The organism is Rivularia sp. PCC 7116 (assembly GCF_000316665.1).
In the GTDB taxonomy this organism is placed as follows: Bacteria; Cyanobacteriota; Cyanobacteriia; order Cyanobacteriales; family Nostocaceae; genus Rivularia.
In genome coordinates this window covers 2,871,679-2,890,712 of record NC_019678.1, presented here as the reverse complement: position 1 = coordinate 2,890,712, position 19,034 = coordinate 2,871,679, and the positions used below count along the sequence as shown (strand labels likewise).

Below are 19,034 nucleotides of genomic sequence, written 5' to 3'. Positions count from 1 at the left end.
ATCGTCATGCCGAAAGTCTAGGGAACTTTGTATTAATCTGTTTAGAAAATACAGTAATGAGCTATTAAAAGTTTATATATTCTTATTTTCTGCAACTAATTACCGTACAAAGATTTGAAAATTATCCTTATTAATTAAGAAAAATTACACTCATAAAAATTGTACTTTTCTAAATTAGTTCATATCATCAGTACGGCAGGGAATAGATTTTTCTGAATAAGAATAATACGACCGTACAAACTCGGTTGTACTCGGTCTGAATAAAACTATTGTTACACGATAGTCCGGAAAATATATCTCAGTAAAATTGCTGATTTTTTTTTAACCATTTCATATAGCCCGAGATTCTACTAATGAAAAGTTCACAAGTATAATTTTCCTTAGCCGGAGTTTAAATAGTTTTCAAAACGTAATATTTATGCCTATATCAAGCTTTGAGAAGATAAAATTTAAAAATATTTGATATTTGTAATAAATTCGCAATCTAAGTAAATTCTAGGAAGTCATAAGGTAATTAATAGAGTTAAAATCTTGCTTTAAAGCATTTCGAGTTTCAGTGATTATTCTGTGCTGACTCATAGTTTTGATGCTCCCATATGGTTTAGATTTGTAGTAAGCAGACAGGAAGTAATGGAGACATATTCTTTCAAACCCTCAACTGGTAATCGAGACATAGACTATGCACCTCAGTTGCTTCAAGCTCAACCTATACCTTGGGCTGAAACTGAAGAAAATGACTGGGATTTAGGTCAATTCTTCAGCATTATCAAACGACGATGTTTAGCAATTTTGGGGGTGACAAGTCTTGTAATGGCTGGTGTCGTGACTTTCAGCCTCAATCAAGAGCAGCAATATGAAAGTAAATTTCAAATTTTAGCTGAAGCAGTAAACAGTGAAGATAACGATGTTCCCACAATTATTGAAGGAAATTTCGGCAAATCGGGGCTTGATTATGAAACTCAAATTCAGGTACTTAAAAGTCCTCAATTAATGGCAACAATTGTTAAAGATTTGCAAGCTTCTTATGGAGATATTGACTATGAATCTTTAATGGAGTCTCTTCGCATTATCCGTTTGGGTGAAACGAAAATTATAGAAGTTGCTTACCAAGCTAACGATAGAGCTAAAACTAAAGCAGTATTAGATAAACTTGCTCAAGCTTATTTAAAATATAGCCTGGAAAATCGTCAAACTCATTTACGTCAGGGTATTAACTTTGTAGAAACGCAGTTACCAACTATCCAGGAACGTGTAAATAAACTTCAGAAAGAACTGCAAGAATTCAGACAAAAACAGGATTTTCTCAAGCCAGAAACCCAAGCGGAACAAATTGCCAACCAACTCAAAATATTATCAGAACAGCGAGTCGAAGCCGATAAAAACCTTGCCGATGCTTACTCAAGTTTTAAAAACTTACAAAGTCAACAAGGAGCATTAGCTTTACTGGATGACGCACCCGTATATCAGCAACTCATCGTTCAGTTGCGGCAGGTAGAGTCGGAAATTGCTGGTGAATCAACTCGTTTTCGCGAGAACAGCATTCCGATTCAAAATTTGCGAGAAAAACGCCAAAAACTACTACCATTATTACGTCAAGAAGCGCAGCGAGTTTTGTATATCAAACGCGCCCAAGCAGCTTCAGAATTAGAGAATTTGCAACAGCAAAGTCAGGTGTTAGCAGCAACAGAACAGCAGCTTCAAAAGAAAATTGAGCAATTACCATATATAAATCGAAAATATACTGAATTAATTACAGAATTACAAGTTGCAACTGATAGCTTAAATCGTTTTTTAGCTACTCGTGAAAAACTGCAAGTTGAAGCAGCACAGACACAAATTCCTTGGCAGTTAATTCAAGCACCCGTTTTGCCAGAAGATTCAATATATCCAAGCATTCCGCGTAATTTAATCTTGGGGTTTGTTGCCAGCGCTCTTTTAGGCATTGGCAGTGGATTACTAATTGAAAAGTTAGATACTAGATATCATTCTATTGAAGCTTTGAAGGAAAATCTCAGACTACCGCTTTTAGCAAATATTCCTTTAGAAAAACGATTATCACATAGCCAAAAACAACTCGCTTTTGAAAATAATATTAACGAAACAGTTAACCTATTGCCCCAAAGTACACAAACTGCACAAATTCTCTCCCACCAAGAGACAGCGATTGAAAAAAACAGCAAACCATCCCGATTATCAGAAGCTTTCCGAGTACTGCACGCGAATATTCAATTACTTAGTTCCGACGAGAAAATTAATTCTTTAGTTATCACTTCTGCGATGTCTGGAGACGGTAAGTCTACAGTTGCATTCCATTTAGCGCAAGCAGCTAGTGCAATAGGAAGGCGAGTATTGCTAGTAGATACAGATATGCGCCGACCTGACATTCATAATTTGGCGAGTTTAAACAACCACTATGGGTTAAGTAATCTTATTTCTGGAAACATCAATTTAGAATCAGCGATACAAAAAATATCTTCTATGGCCGGATTATCTGTAATTACCGCAGGTCCAATTCCTCCCGATCCCATAAAACTGCTTTCTTCACAAAAAATGAGGCTGATTACTGAGGAATTGCATTCACAATTTGATTTAGTAATTTATGATACTCCACCTCTGGTAGGTCTCGCTGATGCCAATTTACTTGCACCTTATACGGATGGCGTTGTAGTTGTCACCAGAATACATCAGACAGATCGTTCCGTAATGATGCAAGCTTTAGATAGCTTGAAAATGGCTCGGACAAACGTCTTAGGTATGGTGGTTAATGGCGACAATACTAAAAAGTATTATAGCTATTATTAATCTGGGAATTGGGCATTGGCTAGAGAATAATAAAGAAGCTTGCGGGGTGGACAGTACAAATGCCTCTACAAATGCTAACTGTTCACTGTTTTCGCCAATTATTTTCAGCTTGCTTTAAAACGTAGATAGATACGGCTTGTATTTCTGATTCGGTTAAACGGTCTTTGTAGGCTGACATATTGTTTTTACCGTATGTCACAATATTATAAATCGCTTCTACCGAATCCATTTTATATTTTTTTAAAGCTTTAATTTTCAAGTTTTTACCGCGTCGAATTATATTGCCCCCATTAATATGACAACCAGCGCAATTTGCTGAAAATATTTTTGCTCCATCGACAGTATCCGCTAAAACTGGTTGTTGCAGACAAATTATAAATAATAAAATTGTAAATAAGACAAATTGAATAAAATTTCTCATTTTGATAAATAAATATTTGAACTATGGACTACGCTTAACTTTATCATTAAATCAAACTTTACTAATTGTTACTTAATTATCGAAGCGAGCGTAAACTAATTACCTATTCCTAAGTATTAGACATATATCTTGTGGAATATATGTTTAACTTTCATCGCTATTTTCTACCTTAAGGATGTACCACTTTGATGAAATACTACGTCACTATATAGAGACAAGTGGCATGTCAATAACATTTTCTAAATTATTTGCACAGGTATAGAACATGGCTGACAATATCAAAGAACAAATTACAACGGACTTACAGCAAGTAAAAGAAACCGGACAGCAAAGAGTTGATAAAATTCGAGAAATTGTCAAAGTTGCTGTTGGCGGAGTTGTTTCGGAATTTAAAGAAGGTTCAGTTGAACTTCGGGTAATTATTAAAGATGCTGTTTCGGCTGTAGCTGAAAGCTTACAAGGAAAAGGTAGCGAAATCAAAGAAGAAATTACTGCATCTATTGAAGGTGCTGTGGAAGCTGTTGATAGTAAACGACGAGAAGCTTTAAATAAAACTCAGACAGAAGTTCAGCAATTACAAGCTCAAATCGATGAAGAAGAAGATAAAATTCAGCAAGAACTTGATGGTATTTTGACAGAAATTCAAGACAACACTCAAGAAAAATCCACTGAGGCTCAAACTGCAATTAAATCTGCGGTTGAATCTATTAAAAACAGTGAAGAAGCTTCTCTACTAAAGAAACGCTACGCTCAATTGCAAGCACAATTAGCAATTGTCAGGGCAAATTTAGCAGCACGTTACGGTGGTGATAATGCTAACGTACAGACTTTTTTGAATGATGCTAAAACCTGGTATGAAAAAGCTCGCCCTCAAGGGGAGGAAGTAGTTACTCAGGTTAAAGATAAGCATTCTGATATGGACACAAAACTTGCTGAAGCAGGTAGTTCGTTAGCGAAGAAAGAGCGTCAGCTAAAACAAAAATTAAGAGAATTGCTTTTATCAACTGCTGACTGGTTGAAAGAGAAATAAATTAATTAATGGCTAGCCAATAAATAGTTGTTGTTTAATTTAGTATGAATAGTAATGTAGAGACGTAGCAGTGCTACGTCTTTTTAATGTTGAATATAATATCAATTGCCTTTGCATCCTCGAAAGATATAATTATAAAGCTATAGCAGTTTTCAGTTTAATAGAATACACCCCTCTACTTAACAAGGAGAGGGGAAGGGGGTGAGGTTTCTCAAACTGTATTGCACTCAAATGAAAAGCGCTATATAAATAAAGTTAAATGATTTAGCATAAATCAAAATAAACCAATTAGATAAACCCGATATCTTAAAGATACAGGGTTTATGGTCTGCTATTTGTCATCATCATATTTAAAACTTATTGCCAAATGTTAAATCCAAAATCTAAAATCCAAAATTAAAAGGGTGGACATTAGCCACCCCCCCAATAATCTATACAAAATCCTTGCTTATACAAAATAGAAAACTTATATAGTTCTTTCCATTTCATTATGCTTGGAAATTGCCCATATAGCGTGAATACTTCCGGGAAGCCATCCTAATAAAGTTAATCCAATATTAATAAATAAGGTAGGACCAACTCCATAAGTTAAGAAAATACCAACGGGGGGTACGAGTAAACCAAGTAAAAGTTTCATAGTTTTTTGACCTTTTGAATTACAGTTAATTGAAGCGATTTGAGCATAACCAAAATTTCTGATTCTATCTAAAGATATATTTTGGTTTCAGATTCGTGATTGATTTATTAGCTAGAAGGTAATTCAGCGTTGTTTGCTTTACCTTCAAGAAGATTTCTTTCTGCAAAGTAGTTGCTGATGAAGGTGTTACCCAAAGATAAGATAACGGGACCTACGAAGAAAGCGATAAGTCCATGAACTGCGAATCCAGGAGTTAAAGCTGCTGCCAACCAGAAACAAAATCCGTTAACTACAAGGGAAAATGCTCCTAATGTTAATAAGTTGATGGGTAAGGATAGTGTTGAGATTATAGGCTTAATTGAGCCATTTACCAAACCAATTATTAAGCCAGCAATCATTGCCGATGGGAAATTTGCTAAGTTCACACCTGGAACTACTATATCTACAATAAGCAAGCTTAATGCAGTTGCTAAGGTTGTTAAAAATATGCCTAACATAATCTGTACCTAAAAGAAAAACTGTCTTTTTGAACTCTTATATACATAGTGAACAATTCTGTTAAAGCAAACCTCTCTAACAAGATAGATTTGATTTATATCGAAAGGTAGGGAATGGCGAATAGGTAATGGGGAATAGGGAATAGAGCATTGGCAATTAAATAATATATTAATATTAATAATGTTAAGAAATTTAAATTTGTAGCTGTAAATTCTTAACACCTAACTCTTAACCCCTCACTTATAAATACTGTATATTAAATTGCAGCTTTGCTATTATTTACGAATCGGATTTAAAGTAAAGGGAAGAGTTATATAAAACTTGTTCTTGATGAGTTTCTAAGGTGCAATCAGATAAGGGATAGGCAACACAGGTGATAGTATAACCGGCTTCGATTTCCTGGGTACGAAGAAATTTTTGCTCGCTTTGGTCTACTTTGCCACTGATTATTTTCGCTACACAGGCAGAACAATTCCCTTGTTTACACCCAGATGGCAAACGGATATTTTCGTCTTCGGCTATATCTAAAATATATTCGTTTCGTGGTACTTCGATGATGCGATCTAATCCGATATCTTGGTTGATTAAGCGTACTTTGTAATTTGGCATTTACAATTTTGGATTTTGAGATCGGGGTTTGTAGTAAGGATGTTAACCCTTAATCCGAAGATTAAAGTCCCTACTACAAACCTTTCAAAACGCAATCTAATTATTAGCTTGCGACAATTTCAGAAACTTTGTCAGCCATTGATTTATCCAAGCGAGCGCCGTGAACTTCTACTATACAAGAAGCCATGTAATTACCCCAACGTGCTGATTGTTGAGCATTCAAGCCATTGGTTAATCCATATAATACTCCCCCAGCAAAGGAATCTCCCGCACCAACGGTATCAATAGCTTTAACCTGAAATCCGGGGACACGAACAACGTTTTTATTTTCTACTACCAAGCAACCATTAGCACTATCGGTAACAAATGCAGTGTCAACTATTTCGCCGAGTTTGCTGGCACAATCTTCTAAAGATTCGCTTCCGAAGAAATTACGAACTTCATCAGCGTTGCAAAATACAACATCGCAGTATTCGGAAACTAACTTATGAAAATCATCGTTAAAACGACTTACCAAAAATAAATCGGAGAAGGTAAAAGCAACTTTTACGTCATGACGCTTTGATTGCTCCATAGTCTCAATACTAGCTTTCTTTGGATCGGGTGCATCCCAAAGGTAACCTTCGACATAACTATATTTGCATTGAGCTAATTTGTCTACGTCAATATCTGTGGTAGCTAAATTTGTAGAAACTCCTAAATGCGTACACATAGTACGTTCAGCATCCGGAGTTGTTAAAACCAAACAAGTCCCAGTCGAACCATGATTTTCTTCCGTGGGGTGGACATCAAACCCAATTCCAGCTTCGATTAAATCCTCACGATAAAACTCACCATTAGTATCGCGAGAAACCTTACCCGAATAAAAACCCTTGCCACCACTTTGCGCGATCGCAATCATTGTATTAGCAGCAGAACCTCCGGAACTTAATTCCAGTGAATGGTGTTTCAACTCCCGCAATAAATGACCTTGCTTTTCCGAATCCATAAGAGTCATGCCACCCTTACTTAGGTCATTTTTCTTAACGAAATCATCTTCTACCATTGCCAAGATGTCTACCATAGCGTTACCCACGCCAAAAACATCCACTGATTTAGAATTGTTTTGCCCTGCTGTCATTTGATTTACGTTTATGTTAAAGCTGCAATTTTAGTTTAGGGTAATCCGTGGAATTAATATAGTTGTGGCGAGCAATTGTGATGTTTTGGGTTTTTATATTTTTTGTAGGGAAGGCAAAAAGCGGTGTAGATTATCTTCCCGGATTATTGCCGTAACGCACCATTTAACTGTGTTCACACTCGACGGGGAATGCAATTCCCCGTCTAATAGCACAAGTCCATTGAAATGGACTAAGAAAATGATTCGGAAGAATGTCTCTACACCATTGATTTGTTTCTTTCAACAGCAAAATGTTGGGTTACGGCGCATTATCAATATCGCATCAACCACAAAGATATTCGCGCCTTTAACCCAACCTACCATTCAACATCAACCTTCCTACTCCCTCTCCTTAACAAGGAGAGGGCTGGGGTGAGGTTTTTGAAACAAGGAAAGGGCTAGGGTGAGGTTATTGACTCACGGCTTTCATCGACAAACCAATCCGCTTCAACTTCTGATTAACTTCCAAAACTTTAACTTTCACAACTTCCCCAACTTTAACTATCTCTTTGGGATCTCTGACAAATTGATTTGCTAACTGGGATATATGCACCAATCCATCTTGATGCACTCCTACATCTACAAAAGCACCAAAGTTAGCAACGTTTGTCACAATTCCTTCTAATACCATTCCTTCTTCTAAATCGGAAATTTCGTTAACTCCTTCTTTGAAGGTGGCATATTTAAATTCAGCCCGTGGATCTCTTCCAGGTTTTTCTAATTCCCCGATAATATCTCTTAATGTGGGTTCCCCAACTTTATCGGTAACGTACTTTTTCAAATCGGCTTTTTTGAGATTTTCGGCTATTTTGGTAACTTGTTTTAATTCTACTTTCAAATCTGTTGCAATATTTTTCACTACTGCATAACTTTCGGGATGCACTGCGGTATTATCTAAAGGATTTTCACCACCGCGAATTCTTAAGAAACCTGCTGCTTGCTCAAATGCTTTTGGTCCTAATTTTGGTACTTTTAATAATTGTCGGCGATTTTTGAAGGCTCCGTTTTCGTTGCGATATTGAACTATATTATTGGCAACGGTGGATGAAATTCCGGAAACTGATGTTAAAAGTTGTTTGGATGCTGTATTTAAGTCAACTCCTACGTAGTTAACGCAACTTTCTACAGTTTCATCTAGTTTCTTTTTGAGCAATTTTTGATCTACGTCGTGTTGATATTGTCCCACTCCGATGGATTTGGGGTCAATTTTTACTAATTCGGCTAAAGGATCTTGCAAACGACGACCTATACTAATTGCTCCACGGACGGTAATATCTAAATCGGGGAATTCTTCTATGGCTACTTTGCTGGCTGAATATATAGATGCACCGGATTCGTTTACCATGACTTTGATTGGTTTGATTTGCATATTTTGCAAAACTTCCATAACAAATTCGTCGGTTTCGCGGGAAGCTGTACCGTTACCGATGGCGATTAATTCAACTTTATATTTTTCCATGAGATTTTGCAGCGTTTTGGCGGCTTCGCTGCGTTTCCCGGCTCCGGTATGGGGAAATATGGCTTGATACTCTAAAAATTTCCCGGTTTCGTCTAATATTGCCACCTTACACCCGGTTCTAAATCCGGGATCTATCGCTACTGCCGGTTTCATTCCTGCTGGTGCCGACAATAACAAGTTACGTAGATTAGTTTCAAATGTCTTGATTGATTCAATATCAGCATATTGTTTTTTCTCCGAAATTACTTCATTCGTCAGCGAATTTTTCATCAAGCGGTTAAATGCATCTTTGAGCATCTGCTGATAAAACTTGCGAATTTCTGGCTGTCTGCTGCGAATTTCCTGAGATTCTAAATATTCAAGCACATAATCTTCATCAAAAGCAATTTCGTAACTTAATATCTTTTCCTTTTCTCCCCGACACAAAGCCAGCATATTATGAGGAGCAATGTTACGAACTCGAATTTGATAATCGCGGTACATTTCATATTTTGTCGTACCTTCGGGATGTTCGTCTTTGATGCTGGAAACGAATACTCCTTCTTCTAAAAGCATTTCACGTAAATACGCTCTCAAAGAAGCTTTTTCTGCTACTTCTTCCGCGAAGATGTCGCTGGCACCTTTAAGCGCATCTTCTGCGGTTTTGACTTCTTTTTCTGGATTTTCTAGATTAATATATTTAGCTGCTTCTGCATTCAAATTGCTTGAAGCTCCATTTTTCACATTTAGCGACTTAATAAACTCAGCTAACTTATCAAGTCCCTTTTCCTTCGCAATAGTAGCGCGAGTACGACGTTTGGGACGAAATGGTAAATATAAATCTTCCAATTCCGTTTTTTGTAAACATAATTCGATTTGCTTTTTTAATTCAGCGGTGAGTTTACCTTGTTCGTCAATAGCATTTAATATTACTGATTTTCTGTCTTCTAATTCTGTAAGATAAGTGAACCTATCAGATAAATCGCGCAACTGAGTTTCATTCATCTCCCCAGTACGCTCTTTACGGTAGCGTGCTACGAAGGGAATAGTTGCACCTTCAGCAAACAGTTCTAGGGCGTTTTGCACCTGAAAAGGTTTAAGATTGATTTCGGTAGCTAACAATTGGGGAATATTCAGCATTATCCTGCGATTCTTAAAATAACACTACATAAAAGGTAATTTTACGCCCTATATTATTTTAAGGACGCTAGTATATAGTGATAAGCTAATATACGCGCGCCATAAGAAAACATTCGGATTTATAATCCGAGACACTGTTTGTATAAGCACAACGTTGTAGCAAAAGGTCAAACAGGTGTAGCATTAGTTACATAAGCTTTTTGCAGCAGCTTTATCGCATTTGTGTAACAGCAAATGTTTTGAATTCGGAGTTGAGAAAAGATGCCTTTGTTTTTTCTAATTCCACTTTCCATCTGTGTAATTACTGGTTACATTTTTAATAGATGTAGCGATGAAGTGGGATATCTTGCGGGCTTATTTGCCATTATGAGTCTTGTTTTGAGTTTGATTTTAGCTCCTTGGGAAATCCAAGCTTTGCTATTAGTTATAGTTTTAGTTACTACTAAGAAATTATTGCAGCGAAACGAATATAAACTTAAGAAAGGGAGTAGGGAGTAGCTAGTAGGTAATTGGGAATTGCTTATTGGTAATTAGCAATAGAAGCAATCATTGCACTAAGCTGATTGCTGAATCAATAAGTTAGGTGTAGTTGCAAATATTTTTTGTCTTGAGATAATCTGTCTCTTTTGCGATTGGGGAGCTTTTCGGCTCCCAGTCTCAAAATATATGTTTTTTTATAAATATATTTTTTATAAATACAATTGATACAATTGTCTAATTTAATTATTTAGTGTATTAATACATAAAAATTCACCCAATTGCATTCTATAAAAGCTAAATTGGGAGAGTAATGATGAATTTAGTTTTTTTACCAGTATTTGATATACATTCTATTTTCCCTTTGTGTTTATCGACAATTATTTGGTGGCTAATCGCTAGTCCCAATCCAGTTCCTTTGCCTACAGGTTTAGTTGTAAAAGATTGCTCAAAAATGCGATCTTGTACTTCAGGAGTCATTCCTAAGGCATTATCTTCGATGCCGATTGAAACAGTATTTTGTGTAGAATCTACAGATGTATGTATGATGATACTGTATGGTAAATTTGCTTTTGATTCACTGTGATTTTCATGTAAATCGTCAAATGCATCAATTGCATTAGCGATGATATTCATAAATACCTGATTTAATTGTCCGGGATAGCAGTTTATTGGTGGTAGTTCGCTGTAATTCCTAATAATTTCAATTTTCGGACGATCTCCTGAATCTTTGAGGCGATGTTTAAGTAGCATTAAAGTACTGTTTAATCCTTCATGAAGCTGATATTCTATTTTAGATGCATTGTCAGTACGGGCAAAAGTTCTTAGAGATAAACTGATATCTTTTAAACGAGCGATTCCTTGATGCATTGATTTCATCAGTTTCGGTAAATCTTCCATCAAATACTCTAAGTCAATTTCTTCGATAAGTTCTTCGATTTCTTCATCATCTGAATCCGATAACTTTTCTTGTTGAAGTTTGACTAAACTAAAGAGATCGTTGATGTATTCTTCGATGTTTGAGCAACTTCCACTAATAAAACCAACTGGGTTATTAATTTCATGTCCGATGCCTGCGACAAGTTGCCCCAAAGTTGACATTTTTTCGCTTTGAACTAATTGTAATTGGGCTTGCTGTAGCTGCTCAACAGATTGGCTTAATTCTGCGGTACGTTGTTGTACCTGTTGCTCAAGACTGCGGGTGAGTAGAGACAGTTTTAAATGCAGTTTTAATCGAGCAATAACTTCTTGTTGTTGAAAAGGTTTGGTAATGTAATCAACTGCTCCAATTTCTAAACCTCTGACTTTATCTGTACTGTCGGAAAGAGCAGTCATGAAAATAACCGGGATATTTTGGGTAATGGGATTAGCTTTTAACCTGCGACAAGTTTCAAACCCATCGATACCTGGCATCATTACATCAAGAAGAATTAAATCTGGTTTTGCATATTCTGCTTGCTCAATTGCCGATTCTCCGTCAGTTGCCATTAGTGCTTTCCAGCCGTAACCCCCTATCGCTTCAAATAATACTTTAAGATTGGTTGGATTGTCGTCAACCAAAAGAATATGCATTGTTTGGGATAAAATATCGTTCATTTTTGGGTTTGCTCCTTAGCTAGAAACTGTTTGAGAAATTTACGAATTTTCGAGGTTTGAAAATTCGCAGTAAGCTTAGTTATTTCGTTTGCGAAACCAAGTAATTGGTTGTCTTGGGCTACTGTTTTTTCTAGTATTCCCTCAAGTGCTGGAATATCTCCCATCATTGCTAAATGATATAGCTGCTGCACAATTTCCTCTGATGGGGGAATTATTGGTGCTTCCATCAATTCTTTTGGATTGTCAGATGCCATCGAAGTTTGTGATTGCATTGCATTACCAACATTTGGACTAGAGGTATCGTAAATCCATTCCAACTTTAAGAGATTTCCTAATGTTTTGGTTAATTCTTCTACCTGAAGGGGTTTTGCCAAGAAGGTTTTTGCTCCTGCCTCTAAACTACGTTGTTTGTCTGCATCAAAAACACTAGCGCTAGAAACTATTATGGGAATAGAAGATGTTTGAGCATTGCCTTGAAGTTTCACCATTAATTCAAAGCCATCCATATTGGGCATTGCTAAATCCAGTAAAATAACATCTGGATTGTTTTCTATGGCTGAGTTTAATCCTTCTACACCATCTATTGCTTCTAAAGTCTCAAAGCCGATTGACTGTAGTAAATTTCTTAAGATGCTCAGATGGTTTTTATCATCTTCAACAATCAAAATTTGTGGTGTATTTCCTTGAATGCCAATAATTTGTTGTTGATTTAAATTGATTTGTGCTGCATACTCGTTGTTAACAGGCATTGTCAATTGCACGGAGAAAGTACTTCCTTTATCTAAAGTGCTTTCTACCTGAATTTCACTTCCCATTAATGCCGTAATTCTTTGACTGATTGTCAATCCCAATCCAGTACCATCGGGACGTTTTCCTGCATCGCCAACTTGCTCGAAGGGTTTGAAGATTTTCTGCAATTGCTCGGGCGACATACCAACACCCGTATCCTCGATACAGAAGCTAATTGTGCAAGATGAATTATTTTTATCTTCATCTATATTCTGTTGTTGGAGACGATTAACTCTGAAAGTAACTCCACCTTCATCGGTGAATTTAATTGCATTACCGATTAAATTAATCAATACTTGCCGCAAGCGTTTTTCATCAACCTCTACAGCAACGGGTAAATTTTTGTCTAAAACAACATTAAACGAAATACCCTTTTGTTCGGCTCTAATCCGACAAATTTCATTAACACTATTCAAAAAATTCGGTAAATGAACTGTATTCGCAAACAGTTCTAACTTACGAGCTTCAATTTTAGAAAGGTCTAAAATATCGTTAATCAACATTAACAGGTGCGAGCCACATTGATGAATAATACCTACACTTTCTAAATTTTTTCCCGTAATATCAGCCTTCCGTTCTAATACCTGAGCGTAGCCGAGAATGCCGTTTAGTGGAGTTCGTAATTCGTGACTCATATTTGCCAAAAAATCACTTTTGGCTTGATTCGCAGCATCAGCAGCAAGTTTAGCTTCTTTTAATTCATGGGTTCTTTCTTCTACTCTTATTTCTAAGGTTTTGGAATAGTCTAATAATTTATTATTGGCAATTTCTAGCTGGTTATTAGCAGTTTCTAATTGACGGTAGCTTTCTTCAATTTTCTTCTGTTTATAAGCATTAGTAGTTGCAATTACACTACTAATGAAAGCCGTTAAAGCTGGAGTGACTGGTATTAACAAACCTCTCAAAAATATATAGTAGCTACCACCAATTAATCCCGCAGTAAGCCCTACAGTTGCCCATAGAATATTACCTCCCGGAAGAAGCTTTTTTTTATGAGTTCTTGCCAAACTCCAACTACCAATTGAACCGATAGCCGAACAAAGAGCTATCCAAAACGGAAGATATATTCCCGAAAAACCCTTTAAGTTAGCATTTCCAGTTTTTGCTCCTTTTATCAATTGCAAAGCGATATTGGCATGAACAATAACCCCTGGCGTTGGACTTCCCGCAGTGAACCAAGAAGAACTAAAAGGAGTAGCAAAAAAATCATTAGTACTCGAAGCAGTTGAACCAATAAATACAATACGATCGCGCATTATGTCTTTTGGTATTTTCCCAGATATCACATCGCGCATTTTTAGTCTGGTAAATGCATCTTCAGAACCACACCAGTTAAGTAAAATCTGGTATCCGCCTAAATCGTCTTTAGTATAACCGGCTTCCCCGACTTTTAACGGCATATGTATTTGTTTACCCAACCTGTATTTTTGCTGTTTTGGCTCCACAGGTTCTAATGCAATTTTGTCCGCTTCCAGATACTTTAAAGCAACAAGAGTGGCTAAACCTCCCTTTTCGGTATCTTTATCATCCTTATCCACTGCTGTTAACAACGCACGTCGCACGTGGCGATCGCCATCTAAAACCAAGTCGGCTAAACCCACCTGTCCTTTCTTCTTCAACTCCGGAGGTGGCTTAACTTTCTCTCCCGTAATTTTCTCAACTCCAAATAAGTTAGGAGTCGTTTGAAAAACTTTGACAAGTTCCTCGTGCCCTTCCCCTTCTGGCAAATCTCGGTATAAATCTAAACCAATTGAACGAGGCTTTTGTAATTTAATTTTTTGGATTAAATCCGCAAGTGCTGAATCGGGAATGGGCCATTTACCTACAGATTGAATATCTTTTTCATCAATAGTAACAACAACAATCTCCGAAGCTAAATCCTGTTTACCTTCCAATTGAGAACGCAAGCTAAAAAAAGAATCTCTAACTCGCCATTCCGATAAATTAAATAATCCTAATCCCTGTGCGATCGCAACAGCAACAGTGACTGTAGGAGTAATAATAAAAAGACTTTTGTTTCTTTTAAACAAAGATTTAAATTTACGCCACATAAATATATTTTAGGTTTTATATTTTAGATTTTGAATTAGATATATAGATATAAACCAGAAACTTATAGTTAATTAAAAAATGCATATATCTTGTTGTTTTTTGATGTTATAAAGAGAACATTGGAGGGGAAATAAACTTTCTATAAGAGCGAATTAAATATGCTTATATCTTCAAAATTAAAGTGTTTAATTAAAAAAATTGCCGTGAAAGTAAGTCTAAGATGAAATAGTAACGAGACGATTTCCTATTTGAAACCGTCTCGTTAGTAATTCCAAAACTAAAATTCGCCGTTAAGATTTAAAATTGCTTGCCACAATTGGAGCTTTTTCAATCTGTTGAAGTTCTACAGATTCAAGTAATTCCGACCATTCTTTGTCTAAGTTTGTATTGTTTGGCTGAGTAGTTCTTAGTTTAGCTAAAGTTGCGACGCAATCATACCAAACACCATGCTTGCCAAGAGCCTCAGCTTGCTTAAGTAAGTCACCTTGCTGCATTGATGCTGCTATTTCTCGATTTGGTGTGATGCGCTTAATCCAACCATCAACATAAGGTGTTCTAGTAGTGAGTTCTCCATCAATTTTTAATGCTAAAAACCACTGATAATTTTTCTCTAGTTTCAACTCTGTTGGCACTTTGATAGAAATAACTTCAGATCTACCAGATATTGGTACATTCATTTCATGTACAGTATTGCCTTCAGCATCTTTGAGACTAAAAACACCTTCTATTGCCTGGGTTCTGGGTACATAAACCAAAATTTCAGCACGTTGGGAAATAGTTGTTCCGAAGTAACTTTGAGGTAGAAGTGCCAAAATAGCTGCAGGTTCTTCTGGGGTGGTATTAGGCAAATTTAAATAACGGCGACCCTCTCTAGAACCTCCACCAGAGGTACCTATTTCAGGAGCAGGTTGTCTCGAATCAGGAGCAAATAATTCACCACGACTTCCTCCACCCGACGAAGTACCTATTTCAGGAGCAGGTTGTCTCGAATCAGGAGTAAATAGACCGCGACTTCCTCCACCCGACGAAGTACCTATTTCAGGAGCAGGTTGTCTCGAATCAGGAGTAAATAAACCACGGCTTGCTCCACCAGTAGTACCTCTATTAAGAGTAGATTCACCTTCTTCAGGAGTAAATAAACCACGACTTGCTCCCCCAGTACCTTCATTAAGAGTAGATTCACCTTCTTTAGGAGTAAATAAGCCACCACGAGAAGCCCCACCAGTCGATTTATTTGGTGAACTCTTATCTGGCGAGGTGAACGAAACAGCGCTAACCTTCTGCGATGGTACCCATGCGGCGCTAATAATGAGAGCGAACCCTAAAGTACTAATAAGTATTCTTTGTTTCATTTTTAATTCTTATTGGGAATGTAGACGCTCGTAAAAACTTTTTTATTTGGCACATGCTGACTATTTTTTAACAAAATTAAATTTTAAAACGCTTTTCAAAATGGCTTTAATCGATCCGGAACCGAATCAAAACACTATTTATATTTTAAAAAAATTACTTCCGATCCGGAGTGATGAAACTACGTAGAAGAATGTTAAATAAAGTATAGTAATTAGAAGTTAGCGAGTAGAGGAAGTTCAATTTAAATTGCTAAGTTGTAACTGCCCGCTGCTCGCTGTTTACTGCCAATTTCCGACTAAAACAAATGCAGACCAGAAAAACGGTTCTTTAAAGTCTGTATTTTTCATTAGCTCTACCTGAGCTTGTCTAAGGGCTTCTGCTTTTGTGGTTCCTGGTTTTAATAGATTTTCATAAAAGCTATTCATCAAGGCGACTGTGGCTTTATCTTTCACCGGCCATAAAGAGGCGATGGTGGAACGTGCCCCCGATTTAACAGCTAAGCCTGCTAAGCCCAAGACAGCACGATTGTCTCCTGCGGCTGTATCGCAAGCGCTTAAAACTAATAGATCTATATTTTTAGACTGTCTGCTTTGTCGATTTCTTAATAGTTCTGAAAGTTCTTTGATATTAATTTGTCCATCCCAAGTAAGCAGAAAAGTATCGTCCAAGCGAGAACTAAACTGTCCGTGGGTAGCGAGGTGAACTACATTTACAGAAGCATTTTTTACTTTTGCCGAAAGACTTGCCTCTGTCAGATTATCGTTAAGCAAAGTCGAAGTGGAATTTACCTTATTGGAGATTTGTTTGACTTCAGACTTCACCCCTGGAAGCGAACTAAAACCAGAACGAGCTTCGCTAATCCCGGCAACAACAGCTTTGATGTTGTTCGATTTTAAAGATGCTCCCTTCATCAGTTGCAATCCCGGTGAGAGGGTGACGGCATACTTCTCAACTAAATATTGCTCGCCATCATAAAGTGCTGACATCGGTATATTCCGCAGCAAACCATCTAAAACGAATACTAAGGTTTTAGTATCTTTCAGATTTGCTTGATTTTCCAACGGAGAAATTAGCCACTCATAGACTTGTTTAGATAGAATATTGCGTTTTCGGATGTCGGAGACTGGATTTAAAGCTCCCGATAGCTCCCTTAGAGTTTGTTCGATGTCTTGCTTAGATTTATTAATAATGCTGTAAGATAGTTGCTCTCCCGCTTTAGAATAAATAACTGCTAAACGGTCTTCGAGAATAATCGGATACACTACTGTTGCCGATTTATCAATTGTGTCAATTTGCTCGGCTTTATCCAAACAAGCTTCTCTGAGAAAGTTATCTAACTCGGCAATCTGTAATGATTCAATTAAATCTCTAGCTTGGACGAGATTATCTTGAGCCGGTTTATCTTCGAGTAATAATCCTACCAATTCTCTATAAACTGGTTCTACACTTTCACGGAATGAAAACTGTACGTCTGAATTCACAGCGACTAAATCCGTGCGAATTGCTTTAAGAGCGTTTACGGCTTCGGTGTAGTCGGCGATCGCCTCTTTGTTTTTATTTTGCTGTTTGTGCAACCGTCCTAATTCCCAAGCCGATTGAGCAATAATATCTTCTGATTGCAATTGACGAGCAATATCCAAAGACTGCCTAGTTAACTTTTCGGCTTCAGAAAACTGTCCGGTAAAACGATAAAACTCACCCCATTGTTTGAGAGCATAAGCTTCTGCTTGCTTATCTTCGATTTGTCGGGCTTGTTTAACAGTTTTTGCGAGCATTTCACCCAAATTGTTCAAAGGTATAATTTGACTGGAATTCTCTAATTTATTTAAAGCCGCAATATAATTGATTCTGCTGTAAAGAGATGTACGACTCGGAGATAATTCGTTGAGTTGCCGAAAAAGTTGAGGAGCTAAAGGAGTCGCATGACTACGAACACCGTAATCGGCAAATAATTTAAACTGCTTCAAACGTGATTGTAATTTATCTTGAGGATTGTTCGCTGCTTTTTCAGCTTCTTCAAAAAAGACCAAAGCATCATCAGGATCTTTTAAATCCACAGCAGTTTTACCTAAAGTCTGTAAAATGCTGCTGACTTGATTATCTGCCTTAATTTTTTTCGCAGTTTTATAACCTTGGATGAGAACATCTTGACTCTCTTTAGAAATTCCCATTGACTGCAAAGTTACACCAAGACTCCGCAAAGCACTTACTTTGATTTCCGAATCTGGCATCTCTTTCAACTTTTTATTTACTTCTTCAAGCTGTTTTTTGGAGCGACGATAAAACCCCATACTTTGCAAAGCTTGAGCCTGATTTATTTGACTACCTAAACTTCCGATATTATCTTTTGCTTGTTCGTAATATTTCTGCGCTTGCTTCCAGCTTTCTAATGCAGCATTAGCTTTACCAGTTTGCAGTTCTAAACCCGCTTGAGTGTTCAATACCTGTGCCCAGACAATTGCGTCGGGAGTCGGTTTAGCAGTTTTTAATAACTCCAAAGCTTTAGTAACTGATTTTTGTGAATTATCTAGCTGCTGTAACTCCTGTTGAGCTAAAGAAAGATAACTTAAAGTTAGGGCTTGGTTTAAAGTATCGTTCTGTATTTGATATTGCTTAGCTCCTATCTGCCAAATATTCGCAGCTTCCGCAAAACGCCCTTGACGATACAGTTCTCTTCCTTGATTTAATAGATTTACATCTAAATTTGTTTGTTTAATAGCTATGGTTGAAGATTTTTTCAAAGAAGCAGTTGCAGGATTAATACTCCAAAACACAGGTAAGACTACAACTGCAAATAGACTTAACAAGCTAAGGCTGATATACAGCCAGCGACGTTTTTGAAAAGGATAAATCATTTTAATTATTTTGATAACTGTAAATAGAATCATTAATTAACCCCACTCCGCCGTATGACTTCCCTCTGCTTCGTAAGGAGATGGGAAAGGCTGAGGTTGAGTGAGTGAGGTCATATTAATGTTTACTTCACCCAACTGAAAACCGCTATATTTGAATTTGTAACGATAATTTTATTTT

At 36.9% G+C, this 19,034-nt stretch carries 13 protein-coding genes; 3 read left to right on the top strand and 10 right to left on the bottom strand.

Annotated elements, in window-relative coordinates; genetic code table 11:
• Window positions 1-630: 630 nt before the first annotated feature.
• Complete coding sequence (locus RIV7116_RS11270; RefSeq protein WP_015118422.1) at window positions 631-2,802, top strand: polysaccharide biosynthesis tyrosine autokinase; 2,172 nt, start codon at window positions 631-633, stop codon at window positions 2,800-2,802.
• Window positions 2,803-2,884: 82 nt separating this feature from the next.
• Here RIV7116_RS11270 and petJ read toward each other — a convergent pair whose 3' ends face one another.
• Window positions 2,885-3,223: a cytochrome c6 PetJ gene (gene petJ / locus RIV7116_RS11265; RefSeq protein WP_015118421.1), complete on the bottom strand. Its 339-nt coding sequence runs from the start codon at window positions 3,221-3,223 to the stop codon at window positions 2,885-2,887.
• 265 nt (window positions 3,224-3,488) lie between these two features.
• Between petJ and RIV7116_RS11260 the strand changes: the two genes are divergently transcribed.
• Entirely contained in the window at window positions 3,489-4,253 is a 765-nt protein-coding gene (locus RIV7116_RS11260; protein ID WP_015118420.1) for a hypothetical protein, read from the top strand.
• A 466-nt stretch (window positions 4,254-4,719) separates the two neighbouring features.
• Here RIV7116_RS11260 and RIV7116_RS34865 read toward each other — a convergent pair whose 3' ends face one another.
• From RIV7116_RS34865 to RIV7116_RS11235, 5 genes are all read right to left on the bottom strand, one after another.
• Entirely contained in the window at window positions 4,720-4,890 is a 171-nt protein-coding gene (locus RIV7116_RS34865; RefSeq protein ID WP_015118419.1) for a YqaE/Pmp3 family membrane protein, read from the bottom strand.
• A 107-nt stretch (window positions 4,891-4,997) separates the two neighbouring features.
• Window positions 4,998-5,387, bottom strand: coding sequence for a phage holin family protein (locus tag RIV7116_RS11250; RefSeq protein ID WP_015118418.1), 390 nt, complete (start codon window positions 5,385-5,387; stop codon window positions 4,998-5,000).
• 280 nt (window positions 5,388-5,667) lie between these two features.
• Entirely contained in the window at window positions 5,668-5,997 is a 330-nt protein-coding gene (locus RIV7116_RS11245; RefSeq protein ID WP_015118417.1) for a 2Fe-2S iron-sulfur cluster-binding protein, read from the bottom strand.
• Between the two features lie 103 nt (window positions 5,998-6,100).
• On the bottom strand, window positions 6,101-7,117 hold the full coding sequence (locus RIV7116_RS11240; protein ID WP_015118416.1) for an adenosine kinase: 1,017 nt from the start codon (window positions 7,115-7,117) through the stop codon (window positions 6,101-6,103).
• 448 nt (window positions 7,118-7,565) lie between these two features.
• Complete coding sequence (locus tag RIV7116_RS11235; RefSeq protein WP_015118415.1) at window positions 7,566-9,734, bottom strand: Tex family protein; 2,169 nt, start codon at window positions 9,732-9,734, stop codon at window positions 7,566-7,568.
• Between the two features lie 261 nt (window positions 9,735-9,995).
• Between RIV7116_RS11235 and RIV7116_RS11230 the strand changes: the two genes are divergently transcribed.
• A complete protein-coding gene (locus tag RIV7116_RS11230; RefSeq protein ID WP_015118414.1) occupies window positions 9,996-10,232 on the top strand; it encodes a hypothetical protein in 237 nt (78 codons plus the stop codon).
• 276 nt (window positions 10,233-10,508) lie between these two features.
• Here the strand turns inward: RIV7116_RS11230 and RIV7116_RS11225 are convergent, their stop codons facing one another.
• From RIV7116_RS11225 to RIV7116_RS11210, 4 genes are all read right to left on the bottom strand, one after another.
• A complete protein-coding gene (locus tag RIV7116_RS11225) occupies window positions 10,509-11,807 on the bottom strand; it encodes a response regulator (protein ID WP_015118413.1) in 1,299 nt (432 codons plus the stop codon).
• Complete coding sequence (locus RIV7116_RS11220) at window positions 11,804-14,647, bottom strand: CHASE2 domain-containing protein (RefSeq protein ID WP_015118412.1); 2,844 nt, start codon at window positions 14,645-14,647, stop codon at window positions 11,804-11,806. The genes RIV7116_RS11225 and RIV7116_RS11220 overlap by 4 nt, the downstream gene beginning before the upstream one ends.
• 291 nt (window positions 14,648-14,938) lie before the next feature.
• A complete protein-coding gene (locus RIV7116_RS11215; protein ID WP_015118411.1) occupies window positions 14,939-16,000 on the bottom strand; it encodes a DUF928 domain-containing protein in 1,062 nt (353 codons plus the stop codon).
• Between the two features lie 279 nt (window positions 16,001-16,279).
• Entirely contained in the window at window positions 16,280-18,889 is a 2,610-nt protein-coding gene (locus RIV7116_RS11210) for a CHAT domain-containing protein (protein ID WP_015118410.1), read from the bottom strand.
• Window positions 18,890-19,034: the final 145 nt, after the last annotated feature.

Bases quoted from the DNA above. Each gene is read 5' to 3' on its own strand.
- RIV7116_RS11270 (WP_015118422.1), top strand. From the start codon at position 631: ATGGAGACATATTCTTTCAAACCCTCAACTGGTAATCGAGACATAGAC.
- petJ (WP_015118421.1), bottom strand. From the start codon at position 3,223: ATGAGAAATTTTATTCAATTTGTCTTATTTACAATTTTATTATTTATA.
- RIV7116_RS11260 (WP_015118420.1), top strand. From the start codon at position 3,489: ATGGCTGACAATATCAAAGAACAAATTACAACGGACTTACAGCAAGTA.
- RIV7116_RS34865 (WP_015118419.1), bottom strand. From the start codon at position 4,890: ATGAAACTTTTACTTGGTTTACTCGTACCCCCCGTTGGTATTTTCTTA.
- RIV7116_RS11250 (WP_015118418.1), bottom strand. From the start codon at position 5,387: ATGTTAGGCATATTTTTAACAACCTTAGCAACTGCATTAAGCTTGCTT.
- RIV7116_RS11245 (WP_015118417.1), bottom strand. From the start codon at position 5,997: ATGCCAAATTACAAAGTACGCTTAATCAACCAAGATATCGGATTAGAT.
- RIV7116_RS11240 (WP_015118416.1), bottom strand. From the start codon at position 7,117: ATGACAGCAGGGCAAAACAATTCTAAATCAGTGGATGTTTTTGGCGTG.
- RIV7116_RS11235 (WP_015118415.1), bottom strand. From the start codon at position 9,734: ATGCTGAATATTCCCCAATTGTTAGCTACCGAAATCAATCTTAAACCT.
- RIV7116_RS11230 (WP_015118414.1), top strand. From the start codon at position 9,996: ATGCCTTTGTTTTTTCTAATTCCACTTTCCATCTGTGTAATTACTGGT.
- RIV7116_RS11225 (WP_015118413.1), bottom strand. From the start codon at position 11,807: ATGAACGATATTTTATCCCAAACAATGCATATTCTTTTGGTTGACGAC.
- RIV7116_RS11220 (WP_015118412.1), bottom strand. From the start codon at position 14,647: ATGTGGCGTAAATTTAAATCTTTGTTTAAAAGAAACAAAAGTCTTTTT.
- RIV7116_RS11215 (WP_015118411.1), bottom strand. From the start codon at position 16,000: ATGAAACAAAGAATACTTATTAGTACTTTAGGGTTCGCTCTCATTATT.
- RIV7116_RS11210 (WP_015118410.1), bottom strand. From the start codon at position 18,889: ATGATTCTATTTACAGTTATCAAAATAATTAAAATGATTTATCCTTTT.